This is a genomic window from Streptomyces globosus (assembly GCF_003325375.1).
GTDB classification, from domain to species: domain Bacteria; phylum Actinomycetota; class Actinomycetes; order Streptomycetales; family Streptomycetaceae; genus Streptomyces; species Streptomyces globosus_A.
Genome location: NZ_CP030862.1, coordinates 1,955,132 through 1,970,201 on the forward strand (window position 1 = coordinate 1,955,132; position 15,070 = coordinate 1,970,201).

The window sequence follows — 15,070 nt, forward strand, 5'->3', positions numbered from 1 at the left end:
GCCAGGCTCCGCCGTAAGGAGGACGCCGCGGGGGCGGGGCACCGGCGACGATCGTGTACATGAAGAGCGAACTGTTCTCCTCCGATGTCCTTGTCCGCCCTGCCGCCGCCCCCGGAATGGCCCTCCAGAACGCCAAGTCGGTGCGGTACGCCGTCGACGGCGAGATGCTCGCCCGGCAGGGCTCGATGGTCGCCTTCCGCGGCGACCTGCGGTTCGAGCGGAAGGGGCAGGGCATCGGCGGGATGCTCAAGCGTGCCGTCACCGGCGAGGGCCTGCCGCTGATGTCCGTCCGCGGCCGGGGCGAGGCCTGGTTCGCGCACCGGGCCGGCAACTGCTTCATCGTCGAGTTCGAGCCGGGCGACGCCCTGACCGTCAACGGCCGCAACGTGCTGTGCTTCGACTCCACGCTCGCGTACGAGATAAGGATGGTGAAGGGCGCCGGGATGACCGGGGGCGGCCTGTTCAACAGCCTCTTCACCGGGACGGGGAAGCTCGCCGTCGTGTGCGACGGCGCCCCGATCGTCATCCCCGTCACCGCCGCCTCCCCGGTGTACGTGGACACGGACGCGGTGGTCGGCTGGAGCGCGCAGCTGGAGACGGGCCTGCACCGCTCCCAGTCGGTCGGCTCGATGCTGCGCGGCGGCTCCGGCGAGGCCGTGCAGCTGGAGCTGCGGGGGGAGGGCTTCGTCATCGTCCGGCCCAGCGAGGTCACCGAGGCGGCCGGTTCTGCGACCTGAGGCTCACCCGTGGGCAGGTGAGGGCCTTCGGCGATGCGGGGGGTGTCAGGTGAGGGCGTCGGCGAGCATGAAGGCGGCCACGGCCAGCAGGACGGCGGCGAAGGCGCGTTGCAGCAGGGTGCCGGTGACCTTGGAGGCCAGGCGTTTGCCGTCCCAGGCGCCGAGGATCGCGGCTCCGGCGAAGGGGCCGACGAGCGCCCAGTCGATGCCTGCGGTGGTGGCGCCCCGGGTGGCCAGGGAGGCGACGGAGTTCGCGGAGATGACCAGCAGGCTGGTGCCGACCGCTGCCTGCATTTCGAGGGCGAGGACGCCGACCAGGGCGGGGACGGCGAGGAAGCCGCCGCCGACGCCGAGCAGCCCGGTCAGTGCCCCCAGGCCGGCCCCGGTCCCGGCCGCCTTCGCCGGCCGTACCGCGGTGGTGCCGTCGCCGCCGCTGCGGCCGGGCCGCAGCATCCGTACGGCGGCGAGGGCCGCGACGGCGGCGAACGCGGCGGTCAGCAGCGCTTGCGGCAGGCGGGATGCGGCGGCCCCGGCCGCGGCGGCGGGCAGGAGTCCGGCCGCGGCGAACAGGGCACCGGCTTTCCAGCGGACGTTGCCGGTGCGGGCGTGGGCGTACAGGGCGGTGAGCGAGGTGGCGGTGACGATGATCAGGGCGGCCGTGGTGGCGGCGGCCGGGGTGAAGCCGAGCAGGTAGATCAGCGCGGGGACGGCGAGGACGCTGCCGCCTCCGCCGAGCGCGCCGAGCGCGAGCCCGACCACTGCCCCGGCGGCCAGGGCCAGGAGCAGCGCGCTCACGCTATGACACCGCCGCCGCCCTGGCCGCCGGTGACCGGCAGCCCCTCACGGGCCCAGGCGGTCATGCCGCCGGTGACGTCGGTGGCCTCGATGCCGCGGTCGGCCAGGAGCCTGGCGGCCTGCCGGGAGCGGTGGCCGGAGCGGCAGATCGCCACGACCGGCCTGCCCTGGGCGGAGGCCGGGAGCGGTGCCCCGGCCGTCAGGCGGGACAGCGGCAGGTGCAGCGCGTCGGGTGCGTGCCCGGCTTCCCACTCCGGTGCTTCGCGGACGTCCAGCAGCACGGCCCGGCCGTCACCGGTGCGCTGGTGGGCCTGACTGGGGGTGAGGCGGCCGGGGCCGCGGCGGAGGAGCGAGAACATCGTCTGATCACTTTCGTGCGGGCGGTGCGGGGTGGGCGGTGCGGGGCGGGCAGGGCGGGCAGGGCGGGTCAGCCGGTGCGGCCGGGGCGGGTGAGGGGAAGGCCGGCCTGGTCGGCGGCGGTGAAGTCGTCGTCGACGGCGACCACGTCCCGGCCTGCGGCATCCAGCAGGGACGCGGCGATCGCCGCGCGCATCCCGGCGGCGCAGTGCACCCACACCGTCCCCTCCGGCACGGCGCCGATGCGGCCGTGCAGCTCGTGGATCGGGATGTGGACCGAGCCGTCGATGAAGCCGCCCGCGCGCTCGGAGTTCCGCCGCACGTCCAGGACGACCACGTCGTCGCCGCGCTCGCGCACCCGGGCGAGGTCGGCGAAGCGGGCGCGGGGGAAGGAGGCGAGCCGCTCGCCGGCGCGGACCCAGCCGGCCGGGTCGCCGGTGGCGGCGGCGGCCGGGCGGTCGATGCCCACGCGGGCCAGCTCGCGCTGCGCGTCGGCGACCTGCCGAGGAGTGTCGGCGAGCAGGGTGACGGGCTTGCCCCACGGGATCAGCCAGGCCAGGTACGTGGCGAGCTTGCCGTCGCCCTCGAAGTTGAACGACCCGGCCACGTGCCCCTCGGCGAACGCCATGCGGCTGCGCAGGTCCACCACCCACTCGCCCGCGGCCAGCCGGGCAGCGATCTCCCCGCCGTCCGCGCGCCGGGGCGGGGTCAGGTCGAGCGGCGCGGGACCGGCGGCGTTGGCCGGGCCCATGTGCGCGTAGTACGCGGGCACGTCGTCCAGCCCGGCGAGCATCTGCGCGACGAAGGTGTCCACGTCCAGGGTCAGGGCGTCGTTGGTCTCGCGCTCCTTGCCGATCGTGGTCGCATCCCCCTCGGCCTGCGAGGAGGAGCAGAAGCTGCCGAACCCGTGTGTGGGCAGCACCGGCACCTCGTCGTCCAGCTCGTCGGCCAGCCGGTGTGCGGACGCGTGCTGGGCGCGGGCCAGCTGCTCGGTCAGCCGCGGCTCGACGAGGTCCGGGCGGCCCACGCTGCCGATCAGCAGCGAGCCGCCGGTGAACGCGGCCACCCCGCGTCCGTCCTCGGCGAGGGCGTAGGCGGTGTGGTGCGGGGTGTGGCCGGGAGTGGCGATCGCCCGCAGGGTGAGGCCCTCGTCGACCGCCACGGTGTCGCCGTCGGCGACCGGGGTGCGGGCGAAGGCCACCCGCGCCCCGGCCGGCACCAGGTACCGGGCGCCGGTGACGCGGGCCAGCTCCAGGCCGCCGGTGATGTAGTCGTTGTGCACGTGGGTCTCGGCGACGTAGGCGATGCGCACCCCGCGCCGGGCCGCTGCGGCGATGACCTGGTCGATGTCGCGCGGCGGGTCGATGGCCACTGCCGCATCGGGCCCGCCGGCCAGGTAGCTGCGGTTGCCCAGGCCCTCGAATTCCAGGGTGTCGACGAAGAACACGGCTACGACTCCTCTTGACGGTGTACCCCGGGGGGTATCGGATACCTACCCTAGCATTCATACCCGGGGGGGTATTCCGTACGGACGGAAGCGCCCCGCTCCGGCATTGCCCCGCCTCATGCGGGTACCCGCCGGGGTAAAGAGGAATCACTCATTCCGAACCAGTGGGGAGTGTCCGTGTCCTACGACCGCACCGTCCGCCTCGACGCCGGCTTCGACACCGCCGTCACCGCCGTCCGCAAGGCCCTGGCCGACCAGGGCTTCGGTGTCCTCACCGAAATCGACGTCAAGGCCACCCTCAAGGCCAAGCTCGGCCACGACATGGAGGACTACCTGATCCTCGGCGCCTGCAACCCGCCGCTGGCCCACCGGGCCCTCGAAGCCGACCGCAGCATCGGCCTGCTCCTGCCCTGCAACGTCGTCGTCCGCGCCGACGGCGACACCACCCTCGTCCAGGCCCTGGACCCGAACACCATGGTCACCCTGAGCGGCCTGCCCGCCCTCGAACCCGTCGCCGACGAGGCCGCCGCCCGCCTCGACGCCGCTCTGGCCGCCCTCACCTGACCGGCCCGGCCGGGTCCCGGGCCCCTGGCGCGCACCGCTGCCGGGGCCGCGGGGACCCTCCGGCGGCCAATGCAGTTGCCTTAACGACTGAGCTGCTGAGCCGCAGGGACTACGCCGTCTTGTCCTGGGCTGACTCTCGGTGCCAGTGGAGTTCCGTCACCGCCTCCGAGGCCTCCCGGCGGACCTCGGAGTGAGGGTGGTGGAGGAACCGCTCGACGATCGGCAGCGCTGCCCCGTCGTGAGTGCAGCCGAGGACGGCCAGGACGTAGGCGAGGAGCAAGGGTTCGAAGCTGTCTACCCCGGCTGCGAGCGGCTCCACCACTCGGTAGGGAAGTTCGTAGTGCGTGGAGGCCGTGCAGACTGCGTGCAGCGCGGACTCTCGCACTTCGTAGCTCTCGCCGGAGAGCGCGATGGTGGCGAGACGCTCGACGGCCCGCTCGACGTCGTTCTGCGCCAGACGGCCCGTCTCCAGGACGTCGCTGACGACATCGAGGCAGAGGTCCCGGCGGCCCGCATCGGAGTCGTTCAGCTCCTCCCAGGCCGATTCGATCAATGCTGTCAGGCCCTGATATCCATCCACGGCCAGAGCATAGGAGACGGTCCCTGCCCAGTCTCAGGGATAAAAGAAGAGGTCAGATGTTGTCTGGCTTGTGTTCCCTTCAACGCCGGCCGCCCCGCCCTGCGACTGCTCTTCGCCTTCGAGCTTGGGTTGTGGGCCCAACGGCCGGGCTGAACCGTGTCCCGTCTGGGGTTCTCAGGACGGGCCAGCGGTTCGGTTTCTTGATCGCGCGTGGGCAGTCCCGGCAGCGCCGGGCGGGAAGCAAGCGGCTGCGCGCCTCCCGCCCGGCCTCCGCAAATGAGCGGGCGAGCTTGGTAGTGGTCGCACCGAGCTGAGACAGGATGCTGCGGCGGATGATGGGGACGCACTTCAGGTAGGAGACGCGGTCAGCGTCCACGGCCGGGCGGTGTCGGCGTACGAGCTGAAGTGCAGAGCCGCGTACAGATGAATGTGCAGAGCTGTTAGGGCCTGTCCCCGGCACGGGGCCGGAGAAGCTGCGAACGTGCGCGGATGTTAGCTTCGCTTGCCGTGATGGAGCACCAGGACGACACTAGGGCGGCCTACGACGGGGTCGTCGAGCTGTATGCGTCGCTGTTCGCTAATCGGTTGGAGACGCAGCCGTTCTCGCGGAACATGATCGGCACCTTTGCCGAGCTGGTGCGCGGGACGGGGAACCCGCGGGCAGCGGACGTCGGGTGCGGCCCGGGACATCTGACGGCCATGCTGCACGACCTGGGGCTGGACGCCTTCGGGCTCGACCTCTCTCCGGGCATGGTCGACCACGCCCGGCGGGCGCATCCTGCGCTGCGGTTCGACGAGGCGCGGATGGAGGACCTGCCGGTCGAGGACGGCGCGCTCGGCGGCGTGCTGGCCCACTACTCTATGATCCATACCCCGCCTGAAGAATTGCCTGCGCTGCTCGCCGAGCAGGTGCGTGTCCTGGCGCCGGGCGGCCTGCTGCTGGTCTCGTTCTTTGCGACCGACGGACCGGAGACGGTTCGCTTCGACCACAAGGTAACGCCCGCCTATAGCTGGCCGGCGGACCGGTTCGCCGAGTTGCTGGCCGAGGCCGGGCTCACCACGTTCGCCCGGCTGCTCCACGACCCGGCCTCCGACCGGGGTTTCCTCGACGCCCACTTGCTGGCCCGCCGCCACTAGAGCGTGCCCCGTGGTCTTTGGGCGGCAGCGCTTAAGTGACTTCGGTCTCTCGCTCGATGGCCTTGAGGCGGTTCTTCAGGCGGTAGCTGGGGCCGTTGATGGAGATCACTTCGCAGTGGTGCAGGAGGCGGTCGAGGATGGCGGTGGCCAGGACCTCGTCGCCGAACACCTGTCCCCATTCGCTGAAGGTCTTGTTTGAGGTCAGGATGATCGAGCCCTTCTCGTAGCGCTTCGAGATCACCTGGAAGACCAAGTTCGCCTCGGCTCGTTCCAGCGGCTGGTATCCGACTTCATCGACGACGAGGACGCTGGGCCGCAGGTAGGTGCCGAGCTTACTGGTCAGACGGCTGGCGGCCTCGGCGGCTTTGAGGTGGCGGACCATGTCGTCGAGGCTGGTGAAGTAGATCGAGTAGCCGGCCCGGCAGGCCGCGACCGCCAGGGCGACAGCGATATGCGTCTTGCCTACCCCGGGCGGCCCCAGCAGGGCGGCGTTCGCCTTGGCCTCGACGAACGACAGGGTGGCGAGGTCTTTGACCTTGCGCGGGTCGAGGTCGGGCTGGAAGGAGAAGTCGTACTCGTCCAGAGTCTTGTGGTGGGGCAGCCGGGACAGCCGCAGGCCCTGGCGGAAGCGGCGGTCGTCGCGGACGGCAAGTTCCTCGGACAGCACCAGATCGAGGAAGTCGAGATAGCCCATCTTGCCCTCGTCAGCCCGCCGGATGTACTCGCTGATGGTCTCGGTCAGGTGGGGCAGGCCGAGCTTGCCGGCTGTGTTGCGGATGCGGGTGGAGACCAGCTCGCTCAAGACATTTCCCTCGTGCTCGGGTGGGTGGTGAAGGGACGGGTGCCGGTCAGTTCGTCATAGACCGACAGTGGACGGCGGCCGACCTCGATGCGGGTGGCGGCAGCCCGGTTCAGCAGGGCCTGCAGCGGTCCGGCCTCCTCGCCCAGAGGACGTTCGCGCCGGGGCTGGGGGACGTCGCCGGTGGTGGTGCGGCGGCCCTTGCCGGTGGGCAGGCCGTCCCAGTGGGTCTCCTCGACGACCCGGACGCCGCGGCCGACCGCCCGAGGGTGCATGGCCAGCAGCGTCTCGCCGCTGGCGTCCGCGGCGGTCGAGTGCACCATGATCTGTGACTTCGTGGCCCGGATCTCGACCAGCTGGCGGGGGCGGACTCGGCGGGCGGGCACCGAGTAGAGGTTGCCGCCGAAGGCGACCAGGCAGTCCTTGCCGACCGGCCGCAGATGCCGTTCGGCCACCAGATAGGGGGTGGGCGGCAGCGGCTTGAGAGCCGCGTGGTCACGGGCCGCCCGTTCGCCGATGACCTCCCGGTGCGTCTTGTGGATCTGGGCCCGCCGCTGCGGCACCCAGGCGGCGAAGGCCGCGTCCATCTCCTCGACGGAGGAGAAGGCCCGGCCGGACAGGACGTGATCGCGGACGATGAGGACCTGGCGTTCGACGCGGCCTTTCCCGGTGGGCCGGTAGGCGGCCAGGATGTCGATGTCGAAGTCGTAGTGACCGGCGAAGCCGACCGCTTCCGGGTGCAGCGGGACCGCCTCGCCGGGAGCGACGTGGCGTCGGACGACGGTCTTGGTCCGGTCGTAGACGATCGTCATCGGGACCCCGCCGAAGTGAGCGAACGCGCGGCGGTGGCAGTCGAAGAAGGTCTGCAGGTCCTGGCTGGTGGTGAAGCAGCAGAACGGGTCGCGTGAGTACGACAGCTTCATGTGGAAGGAGTAGACCTTCGCGATGCCCATGTGGGCGAGGATCTTGCCTTCGTCACCCAGTCCACCTGGGCCTGGGCGCCCGGGATGACCTCGAATCGGCGGTGCATGCCCGCCAGCTCTTTCGGCGTGATGCCGAGTTCCTCGGCGATCCGGGGCCGGGCTTCCTGGAAGTAGAGCTTGGTCCGCTGGTAGTTGCCGGTGAACCCGTACTCCGCGGCCAGCCGCTCGTGGATGACAGCGGCCTTCATCAGGATCTCCGCCCGCAGTATCGAGTCGACCAGCGGCGCGAACTCGTCGATCACCCTGGCCCGGGACCGGCCGTTCGGCGACCGGCGCGGAGGCGAGGCGGGTCCATCGGCTGACAGATACTTGCTGACCGTCCGTCAGTTCAGGTCGGTCTCCTTGGCGACCTCGGTCAGGCTCATGGCTCCGGACTCGACCAGGCCACGAAAACACCGTAGTTCCAGCCAGCGCTGCGGATCCAGGACCACGGCCACCCCATCTCTGCGACCTCGACCAACAGGCAGCAGAGTGCCGAATCCCGAACCTCAGCACATCAGGAACTCTGCACGTTCATCCGTACGCGGCCATGCACGTTCACGTGTACGCCGACAGGCGGGCGAGCGCGGCTGTGTGGGCGAACTGGCGGATTGCGTGGTGGACGGCGAGGTAGGCCACAGTTCCTGGCGGACGCCGTCCGGTGTCCGCTACCTGATCGGCCCGCCTGGACCAAGGTGGTTCTTGATCTCGTCGAAGGCGAGCTCGATCTCCCAGCGCTCCCGGTAGAGCGCGACGAGCTCGGCGGCCGGGTAATGCTCGGGGTCCAGCAGCGTCGTGCCCAGGTAGGCGACCTTGTCGCCCTTCGTGAAGGTGATGACGCGATAGATCACGTGCCGCGGCAGCACCCGGCCCTCCCTCGCGGCTCGCAGCCGGATGTCCTTTCCCGGTCGCGCCATCGACAGACACGAGCCGTCCGGAAGTTCTGCCTGGACGGTGCCGAGATTGTTGGACTGAGGCCTGACCAGCAGATCCGCACCCGCCACGGTGAAGGCGTGAGCGAACTCGACCGACCAGAAGCCGCGGTCGGCGATGACCAGGCCGCCGGGGCCGGTGGAGCCAGCCAGCGGGTAGGCGAGGCCACGTTCTCCGTCGCGGTAGTCGCCGAGGCGGGCATCGAGGACTCCGTGCGTTCCGATCTCAGCGAGGACCACCGCCCTGACCCGGGGGGAAGCCGAAAGGGACGCCGCCGGTGGTGGAGGGGCCGTCGAAGGTGTCGCCGTTGCTCGTCGAATCCGGGAGATCGAACTGGGTGCCGTCCAGGGCGAGGAGTCGCAGACCTCGCCACCAATCGCCGGGCGTGTCCCTGGTGGCGAGCGGGCCAGCCACCTGGCGGAACACGGTCTCCAGCACGTCCTCGCCGAGGCGGGCGCGGGCCCGGCACAATGACGACCGGTTCACCCGCGCGAGGGCCCGGCTGCCCGGGGTGCCGCTGGTCAGCACCCGCAGCACCTCCTCGTACGACTCCCGGGCGAACAGGCACAGGGCCAGGACGAAGTACACGACCAGCCTCGCTGGCAGGAGGCGGCGCCGCCGCTCGGCACGGTCGTGCTTGGCTATCGCCGCGTCCACCAGCTCAGCGGTGAACACCTTCGTCAGGATCCCGATCGGCACCCGCTGGCCCGCGCCCCACCCCGTCACACGCAGGGCAACGATCCCCGCAACTCAAAGGCAACTGCATTGCCCTCCGGCGGCCCCCGGGGGTGACGGGCCGGATGCCCAGAGTTTCGCGACCGGATCCCTGTCATGTGGACGCGTGTCCGGGCGGCCCCGTCAGGTTCCGACGAGCTCGGAGACCTTCACGAAGCGGTAGCCGCGCTTGCGGAGCTCCGGCACGATCTTGCGGACGGCCTCCTCGGTGACCGGGGCGGCGCTGCGCGTGCAGTGCATGACCACCACCGAGCCGGGCCTGACCCCGGCGAGGACCTGCGCGGCCACCGCGTCCGGGTCCTTGGCGAAGGCGTCGCCGCTGACGACGTCCCACTGCACGGCCGTCACCCCGGATCCCGCCAGGGCGCGCAGCGCCCGCTCGTCGTGGCAGCCGCCGGGGAAGCGGAAGTAGGGGACGGTGTTGACCGCGCCGGCCTTGCGGAACGCGGCGAAGGCCCGGTCGACGTCGGCGCGGGCGGCCGCGCTGTCGAGCGCGGGGAGCCCGTAGCAGGGGGACGTGAAGGCGTGGTGGCTGTAGGAGTGGTTGGCGACCTCGAAGACGGGGTCGGTGCCGATGGCCTTGGCCTGATCGGGGTACTCCTCGGCCCAGCGGCCGGTCATGAAGACGGTCGAGGGCACGTTGAGCGTTTTCAGGGTGCTGATGAGTCCGGGGTTGTCGAAGCGCTCCCCGGCCGCGGCGCGCGGCCCCTGGTCGGCCGTCATGTCGGCGTCGAAGGTCAGGGCGACGGTCTTCTCGGTCTGCTGCCGGGCCCGCTCGAAGACGGGGGTCAGCCCGTTCGGGCCCGGCGCCAGGGTGGGGGCCTTGCCGGGGCCGTGGCCGACGGCGGGGGAGGCCGGCGGGGCCGCCGTTGGGGAGGAGGCGGGGGAGGCGGGTGAGGAGGCCGCGGGCGGGGCGGCGGGCGTGCCCAGACGGGCCTGGCCGGCGGCACCGGACGCGGCGCCGCCGCCTCCGCAGCCGGAAAGGGCGGCGCACAGGGCGGCGCCGAGGGCGGCCGCGGCCGCCGCATTGCGCACAGAAAGGGTCACGCCCGCAAAATATATGACGATCTGATGGTCGGATGGTCACACCACGGGGGCCGGCAGGGTGATTCGCCCCGCCGGCCCGCGGCCGCGGGGGCTCCGCGGCGCCCGGGACGGGACGGGCACCGGGGTGCGGGGACGGGGAGGCCGGGGGCGGGGAGGCTCAGTGCCAGGGGCCGGTCACCGCGAAGGTCGTCCCCGGGGTGTAGGCGTTGACGAACATGGTGCGCCCGTCGGGCGAGAAGGTGACGCCGGCGAACTCGCCCCACTCCGGCGCGCCCGGCCCGCCGATGTCGTCGGCGTTCCGGGCCACCGGGTAGACCTCGCCGCCGCGGGTGACCCCGAAGACGTACTGGGCGCCGCCGCCGTCCTCGCACACCATCAGCCCGCCACCCGGGGCCAGGCAGATGTTGTCGGGGGAGTCACCGGGCAGGACGGCCCCCGCCGCCGGCCCGAACAGGACCTCCAGGCGGATCACGGCGCGCCGCGGGTCGTGGAACCACACCTGGCCGTGGTGGTCGGCGGCCGACCCCTCGGCGCTGCGGGCGAAGCTGGAGACGAAGTGGACCCCGCCGCCGCCCCAGTAGCAGCCCTCCAGCTTCTGCGCGTGCGTGATGCCGCCCGGCCCGAAGTCCTGGAACCGGATCGGGGTGCCGGCCGCCGCCGGGTCCGGTACGGGTACCCACTCGGCCGGGAGTTCGGTGCCGGGCTCGTCCACCGCGGACAGGTCCGGCACCCCGCGCACGCGCAGCGCCTGGAGGGTTCCGCCGGCCCGCAGAGAGCCGGGTCCGCCGAGCGGGCGGGCAGGCAGGAAGCGGTAGAAGAGGCCGAACGGCTCGACGAAGGCGTCCTCGGTCTCGTACACGATGCCGGTGGCCGGGTCGACGGCGACCGCCTCGTGCGCGAACCGGCCCATCGCCGTCAGCGGGACGGCGCCCGAGCGGAGCGGGTCGGCGGGGTCGACCTCGAAGACCCAGCCGTGGTCCTCGGCGTAGCCGGAGGTGCCCGCGCGGTCCTCGGTCTCCTCGCAGCTCAGCCACGTGTCCCACGGGGTGGGGCCGCCCGCGCAGTTCACGGCGGTCCCGGCGAGGGCGACGCGCTCGGCGGTGACCCGGCCGTCCGGCGCCAGGTCGAGGACCGTGCAGCCGCCGCGCGCGGCCGGGTCGTACACGAGACCGGGCACGGGGGGAACGCGCAGGGCGGCGGCGGGCCCGTTCTCGTGGTTGCGGACCAGGCGCACGGCGCCGGAGGACCCGGCGAAGGCGGCCATGCCGTCGCAGTTGCCCGGTACGGGCCCCTCCCCGGAGCGCAGCGGCTCGCCGGCGCGGGACAGGACCCGGTAGGCGAAGCCGGCGGGCAGGTCGAGCAGCCCGTACGGGTCGGGCAGCAGCGGCCCGTACCCGCCGCCCCGCCGGGCGGCGGCGACCCGCGGGCCGGCGGCGACCCGCGGGCCGGCGGCGACCCGCGGGCCGGCGGCGACCCGCGGGCCGGCGGCGAACAGTGCACCGAGCGCTCCGGTGAAGCTGACACCCGCGGCGGCGAGCAGACTGCGACGGCTGACGGACATGGGGCGGCTCCCCGGTGCAGGCGGCGGGAGTTGACGCGCCCGTGGTACCACGCCGCCCCACCCCGCCGGGTCCTGCCGGGCCCGGCCCGGCCGCCGCGGTCACCCCGGCGGCGGTGCGGGGTGGGGTGGGGGCGGGGCAGGGGTGGGGGCGGGCGGGAGCCGGCGGGTCGGCAACGGTTGGAGGCGGCGGGAGGGGGGCGGGGAGCCGACCAGTCGGCACCGGAAGCGCGAGGCGGGGGGCGGGGTGGGCGGTAGCCGATGGGTCGGGGTCGGTAGTGCTACTGGGGGTGTCCCGGGCAGTTGATGGTGTCCGGGGCGTGCCGGTCCCTCAAGGGCGCGCCCGTTGGGCGCGTCGCTGCGCGATGGCCCTGGCGGGCCACCCTTGACCGACCGACCCGCCCCGGAGGCATTTTTTCTGCCGGGACGCCCCCAGGGGAACGGCCTGGGGGTACGTGGACCATTCAGGGCCATCAGAGCCCTTTCCCTCCCGCCCCGCAGGCCCCTTTCGCCCCACCGGCATCAGCCGACCCGCCGACGGAAGCCGGGTTGGGCTGTGACGTCGGGAAACGATGTCCAGAGCATCATCCGCAGACAGGAGCGCGTCGGATCGCTACGTGGGCGTCCTCGGCTCAGCGTCCGGCGGCGGTCAGGGGCTGGGGCGCGCGGCAGATCGCTACGTGGGCGCCCTCAGGTCAGCGGCCATCGGCCGTCGTCGTGGGCAGCGAAGCGCCCCAGCCCGCCATAGACCCCGTCTGTTTCGGCGACCGACCACCGCCCGAGGCGCCAAGGCGCCTCGGACCGCTGCATGCGCGGGCTGCTTGCCGACCGGCCGCAGTCCGGGGCAGCGAAGCGCCCCAGCCCGCTTCGCCCTCCTCACCCCTGCGCGACACCGGGCCGTCGCGGGGCGCGAAGCGCCCCAGCCCACTCCCTGCTCCTCCCATATCGGCCTCCGGCCGCAGGACGAACGCATCCGCCCCGCCCACCGCCATGATCCGGCGATCCAGAGGTCCGGCGGTCAGCCGCCGAGCCGACGGCGCCCCCGTAACGATCCGCCGCGCCACCCCCGCCCCTGACGGCCGCCGGGCGCTGAGCCGAGGGCGCGTACGTAGCGATCCGGGGCGCTCCTGTCCGCGGATGATGCTCTGGACGTCGTTTCGCCACGTCAGAGCCAACCGGGCTCCCGCTGGCGGGTCTGCTGATGCCGGTGGGGCGGGATGCGGCGGCCGGGGTGGGAGGGCAGCGGCTCTGATCCGCCCGGTAGGTGACGGTCCCTCCAGGCCGTTCCCCTGGGGGCTTCCCGGCAGCTTGTTGGCATTCCGGGGCGGGCCGTCCTGTCAAGGGTGGCCCGAAGGGCCATCGCGCAGCGACGCGACCAACGGGAGCGCCCTTTACAGGACGGCCCGCACCGGAAGGACAATGGGCTGCCGGGACACCCCCGGCACCAACCGACCCCGAGCCACATGGCTCCCGACCATCCGGCTCCCGCCGACGCCTTCCAGACCCCGCCCGACCGGCCCCCGCCCGCACCACCCCCGCCGTCGGTGCGCCGTGCCCCCGGTGGTCGGGGTGGGTGCACCGTTCCCGGGCTGTCCGGTGGCGGAGGCGGTGTGCCCGCGGCGGGCTGCCCGGCAGTCCGGAGGCGGCGGACGTCCGTCCGGGCCTCCCGGGAGCCGGGGGGCGGTGTTCCCGCCGCCTCACGGCTCCCGGGCCAGGGGGCCTCGTACGCCTGGCTCGTACGCTTGTGCGCTCGTACGAGCTGCGCCCGCACGAACCGCACCCAGGCGAGCCCGGCGCCCCGGCGGGCGGCGGGCGCCGCCCGTCAGGCGAGCTTGGCGCTCAGGGTGATGGTGGTGCCCGTGAGGGCCTGGCTCACCGGGCAGTTCTTCTTGGCGTCCTGTGCGGCCGCCTCGAAGCCCTCCGCGTCCAGGCCCGGGACCTCGCCCTCCACCGTCAGGTGGATGCCGGTGATGCCCTCGCCGGGCTGGAACGTGACGTCGGCCTTGGTCTCCAGGCGGGCGGGCGGGGTGCCCTTGCCGGCCAGGGCGTGCGACAGGGCCATCGAGAAGCAGCTGGAGTGCGCGGCCGCGATCAGCTCCTCCGGGCTGGTCTTGCCGTTCGGGGCCTCGGCCCGGGCGGGCCAGGAGACGTCGTAGGAGCCGAGGCCCGAGGAGTCGAGGGTGACGACACCCTTGCCCTCCAGCAGGTTGCCTTCCCAGACGGTGTGTGCGTGGCGCGTGGTGGCCATGTTCTCTGTATCCCTTCGCGGATGGGGGAGCGGCCGGGTGCCTCGACGGCGCCCGGCGCCCCCAAACCTACTGGGACACCAGGGGTTTCGCGTCGCGCGCCAGCGCGGTGAGCCGGGAGATGGCGCGGAAGTACTTCTTGCGGTACCCGCCGTTCAGCATGTCGTCGCCGAACAGCCGGTCGAAGGGGACGCCGGACGCGAGCACGGGTATCTCGCGGTCGTAGAGCCGGTCCGCGAGGACGACCAGGCGCAGCGCCGTCGACTGGTCGGGCACGGGGACGACGCCGGTGAGGCAGACGGCGGTGATGCCGTCGGTGAGGGCGCCGTACCGGCTGGGGTGGACCTTCGCCAGGTGTTCCAGCAGCCCGGGGAAGTCGTCCAGGCTCGCGCCCTCCGTGGCGTACGCGGCCTTGGCCACCTGCTCGTCGGAGAAGGGGGCGGGGGCCTCGGGCAGGCCGCGGTGGCGGTAGTCCTGGCCGTCGATGCGCAGCGGCCGGAAGTGCGCCGACAGGCCCTGGATCTCGCGGAGGAAGTCCGCGGCGGCGAAGCGGCCCTCGCCGAGCTTGCCGGGCAGGGTGTTCGAGGTGGCGGCGAGGGCCACGCCCTGCTCGACGAGGCGGCTGAGGAGCGAGGACACCAGCACGGTGTCGCCGGGGTCGTCGAGTTCGAACTCGTCGATGCACAGCAGCCGGTGCCCGCCGAGGGTCTGCACGGTCTGCTGGAAGCCGAGTGCGCCGACCAGGTTGGTGAGCTCCACGAAGGTGCCGAAGGCCTTCAGGGCGGGTTCGGCCGGGGTGGAGTGCCACAGCGAGGCCAGCAGGTGCGTCTTGCCGACGCCGTACCCGCCGTCGAGGTAGACCCCGCGCGGGCCGGACGGTGCGGCGGCCTTCGGTGCGCGGCCGAACCAGCGCCGCTTGCCGGAGCCGGTGGCGTGCGCGCCGCCGAGGCCGGAGGCGAAGCCCGCGAGGACGCCGACAGCCTCGGCCTGGCTGGGCTGGGCGGGGTCCGGGTTGTACGTGTCGAAGCGCACCGAGTCGAACCGCGGCGGCGGCACCATCTCGGCCACCAGCCGCTCGGCGGGCACCCGGGGCTCGCGTGCGCAGAGGGCCTGCGGGCCGGCGTCGGCGGCCGGGTGGCGCCCGTGGGTGGAACCGGCGGCGGAGAGTGAGGT

At 73.0% G+C, this 15,070-nt stretch carries 16 protein-coding genes; 3 read left to right on the top strand and 13 right to left on the bottom strand.

Going from position 1 to position 15,070, the window contains the following annotated elements:
* The first annotated feature begins 59 nt into the window (after positions 1-59).
* Positions 60-737: an AIM24 family protein gene (locus C0216_RS09045; protein ID WP_114058542.1), complete on the top strand. Its 678-nt coding sequence runs from the start codon at positions 60-62 to the stop codon at positions 735-737.
* A 45-nt stretch (positions 738-782) separates the two neighbouring features.
* Here the strand turns inward: C0216_RS09045 and C0216_RS09050 are convergent, their stop codons facing one another.
* From C0216_RS09050 to C0216_RS09060, 3 genes are all read right to left on the bottom strand, one after another.
* Positions 783-1,532 carry a sulfite exporter TauE/SafE family protein gene (locus tag C0216_RS09050; RefSeq protein WP_114054770.1) on the bottom strand — a complete coding sequence of 250 codons (750 nt, stop codon included), beginning with the start codon at positions 1,530-1,532 and terminating at the stop codon, positions 783-785.
* Complete coding sequence (locus C0216_RS09055; RefSeq protein WP_114054771.1) at positions 1,529-1,891, bottom strand: rhodanese-like domain-containing protein; 363 nt, start codon at positions 1,889-1,891, stop codon at positions 1,529-1,531. Before C0216_RS09055 ends, C0216_RS09050 begins: the two co-directional genes overlap by 4 nt.
* A gap of 68 nt (positions 1,892-1,959) precedes the next feature.
* A complete protein-coding gene (locus C0216_RS09060; protein WP_114054772.1) occupies positions 1,960-3,336 on the bottom strand; it encodes an MBL fold metallo-hydrolase in 1,377 nt (458 codons plus the stop codon).
* Between the two features lie 177 nt (positions 3,337-3,513).
* Between C0216_RS09060 and C0216_RS09065 the strand changes: the two genes are divergently transcribed.
* Complete coding sequence (locus C0216_RS09065; RefSeq protein WP_114058543.1) at positions 3,514-3,900, top strand: DUF302 domain-containing protein; 387 nt, start codon at positions 3,514-3,516, stop codon at positions 3,898-3,900.
* Positions 3,901-4,009: 109 nt separating this feature from the next.
* Here the strand turns inward: C0216_RS09065 and C0216_RS09070 are convergent, their stop codons facing one another.
* The gene (locus tag C0216_RS09070) at positions 4,010-4,480 is read right to left on the bottom strand and encodes a hypothetical protein (protein ID WP_162793150.1); all 471 of its coding nucleotides are present in this window, start codon (positions 4,478-4,480) and stop codon (positions 4,010-4,012) included.
* A gap of 507 nt (positions 4,481-4,987) precedes the next feature.
* Between C0216_RS09070 and C0216_RS09075 the strand changes: the two genes are divergently transcribed.
* Positions 4,988-5,617, top strand: coding sequence for a class I SAM-dependent methyltransferase (locus C0216_RS09075; protein ID WP_114058544.1), 630 nt, complete (start codon positions 4,988-4,990; stop codon positions 5,615-5,617).
* Between the two features lie 31 nt (positions 5,618-5,648).
* Here C0216_RS09075 and istB read toward each other — a convergent pair whose 3' ends face one another.
* The 9 genes from istB to zapE all read right to left on the bottom strand — a co-directional run bounded on the left by istB (position 5,649) and on the right by zapE (position 14,983).
* A complete protein-coding gene (istB, locus tag C0216_RS09080) occupies positions 5,649-6,419 on the bottom strand; it encodes an IS21-like element helper ATPase IstB (protein ID WP_114054774.1) in 771 nt (256 codons plus the stop codon).
* Entirely contained in the window at positions 6,416-7,369 is a 954-nt protein-coding gene (locus C0216_RS09085; RefSeq protein ID WP_428985406.1) for a Mu transposase domain-containing protein, read from the bottom strand. Before C0216_RS09085 ends, istB begins: the two co-directional genes overlap by 4 nt.
* Positions 7,336-7,641, bottom strand: coding sequence for a hypothetical protein (locus C0216_RS35300; protein ID WP_428985407.1), 306 nt, complete (start codon positions 7,639-7,641; stop codon positions 7,336-7,338). Before C0216_RS35300 ends, C0216_RS09085 begins: the two co-directional genes overlap by 34 nt.
* Positions 7,642-8,046: 405 nt before the next feature.
* Positions 8,047-8,550, bottom strand: coding sequence for a transposase (locus tag C0216_RS09090; protein ID WP_162793151.1), 504 nt, complete (start codon positions 8,548-8,550; stop codon positions 8,047-8,049).
* Positions 8,537-9,037: a transposase domain-containing protein gene (locus C0216_RS09095; RefSeq protein ID WP_342777099.1), complete on the bottom strand. Its 501-nt coding sequence runs from the start codon at positions 9,035-9,037 to the stop codon at positions 8,537-8,539. The genes C0216_RS09090 and C0216_RS09095 overlap by 14 nt, the downstream gene beginning before the upstream one ends.
* A gap of 132 nt (positions 9,038-9,169) precedes the next feature.
* The gene (locus C0216_RS09100; RefSeq protein ID WP_174250367.1) at positions 9,170-10,093 is read right to left on the bottom strand and encodes a polysaccharide deacetylase family protein; all 924 of its coding nucleotides are present in this window, start codon (positions 10,091-10,093) and stop codon (positions 9,170-9,172) included.
* Between the two features lie 157 nt (positions 10,094-10,250).
* Entirely contained in the window at positions 10,251-11,654 is a 1,404-nt protein-coding gene (locus tag C0216_RS09105; RefSeq protein WP_114054777.1) for an alkaline phosphatase PhoX, read from the bottom strand.
* Between the two features lie 1,819 nt (positions 11,655-13,473).
* Entirely contained in the window at positions 13,474-13,899 is a 426-nt protein-coding gene (locus tag C0216_RS09110; RefSeq protein ID WP_114054778.1) for an OsmC family protein, read from the bottom strand.
* Positions 13,900-13,966: 67 nt separating this feature from the next.
* Complete coding sequence (zapE, locus tag C0216_RS09115) at positions 13,967-14,983, bottom strand: cell division protein ZapE (RefSeq protein WP_428985484.1); 1,017 nt, start codon at positions 14,981-14,983, stop codon at positions 13,967-13,969.
* Between the last annotated feature and the right edge of the window lie 87 nt (positions 14,984-15,070).

Bases quoted from the DNA above. Each gene is read 5' to 3' on its own strand.
- C0216_RS09045 (WP_114058542.1), top strand. From the start codon at position 60: ATGAAGAGCGAACTGTTCTCCTCCGATGTCCTTGTCCGCCCTGCCGCC.
- C0216_RS09055 (WP_114054771.1), bottom strand. From the start codon at position 1,891: ATGTTCTCGCTCCTCCGCCGCGGCCCCGGCCGCCTCACCCCCAGTCAG.
- C0216_RS09085 (WP_428985406.1), bottom strand. From the start codon at position 7,369: ATGGGCATCGCGAAGGTCTACTCCTTCCACATGAAGCTGTCGTACTCA.
- C0216_RS09105 (WP_114054777.1), bottom strand. From the start codon at position 11,654: ATGTCCGTCAGCCGTCGCAGTCTGCTCGCCGCCGCGGGTGTCAGCTTC.
- C0216_RS09110 (WP_114054778.1), bottom strand. From the start codon at position 13,899: ATGGCCACCACGCGCCACGCACACACCGTCTGGGAAGGCAACCTGCTG.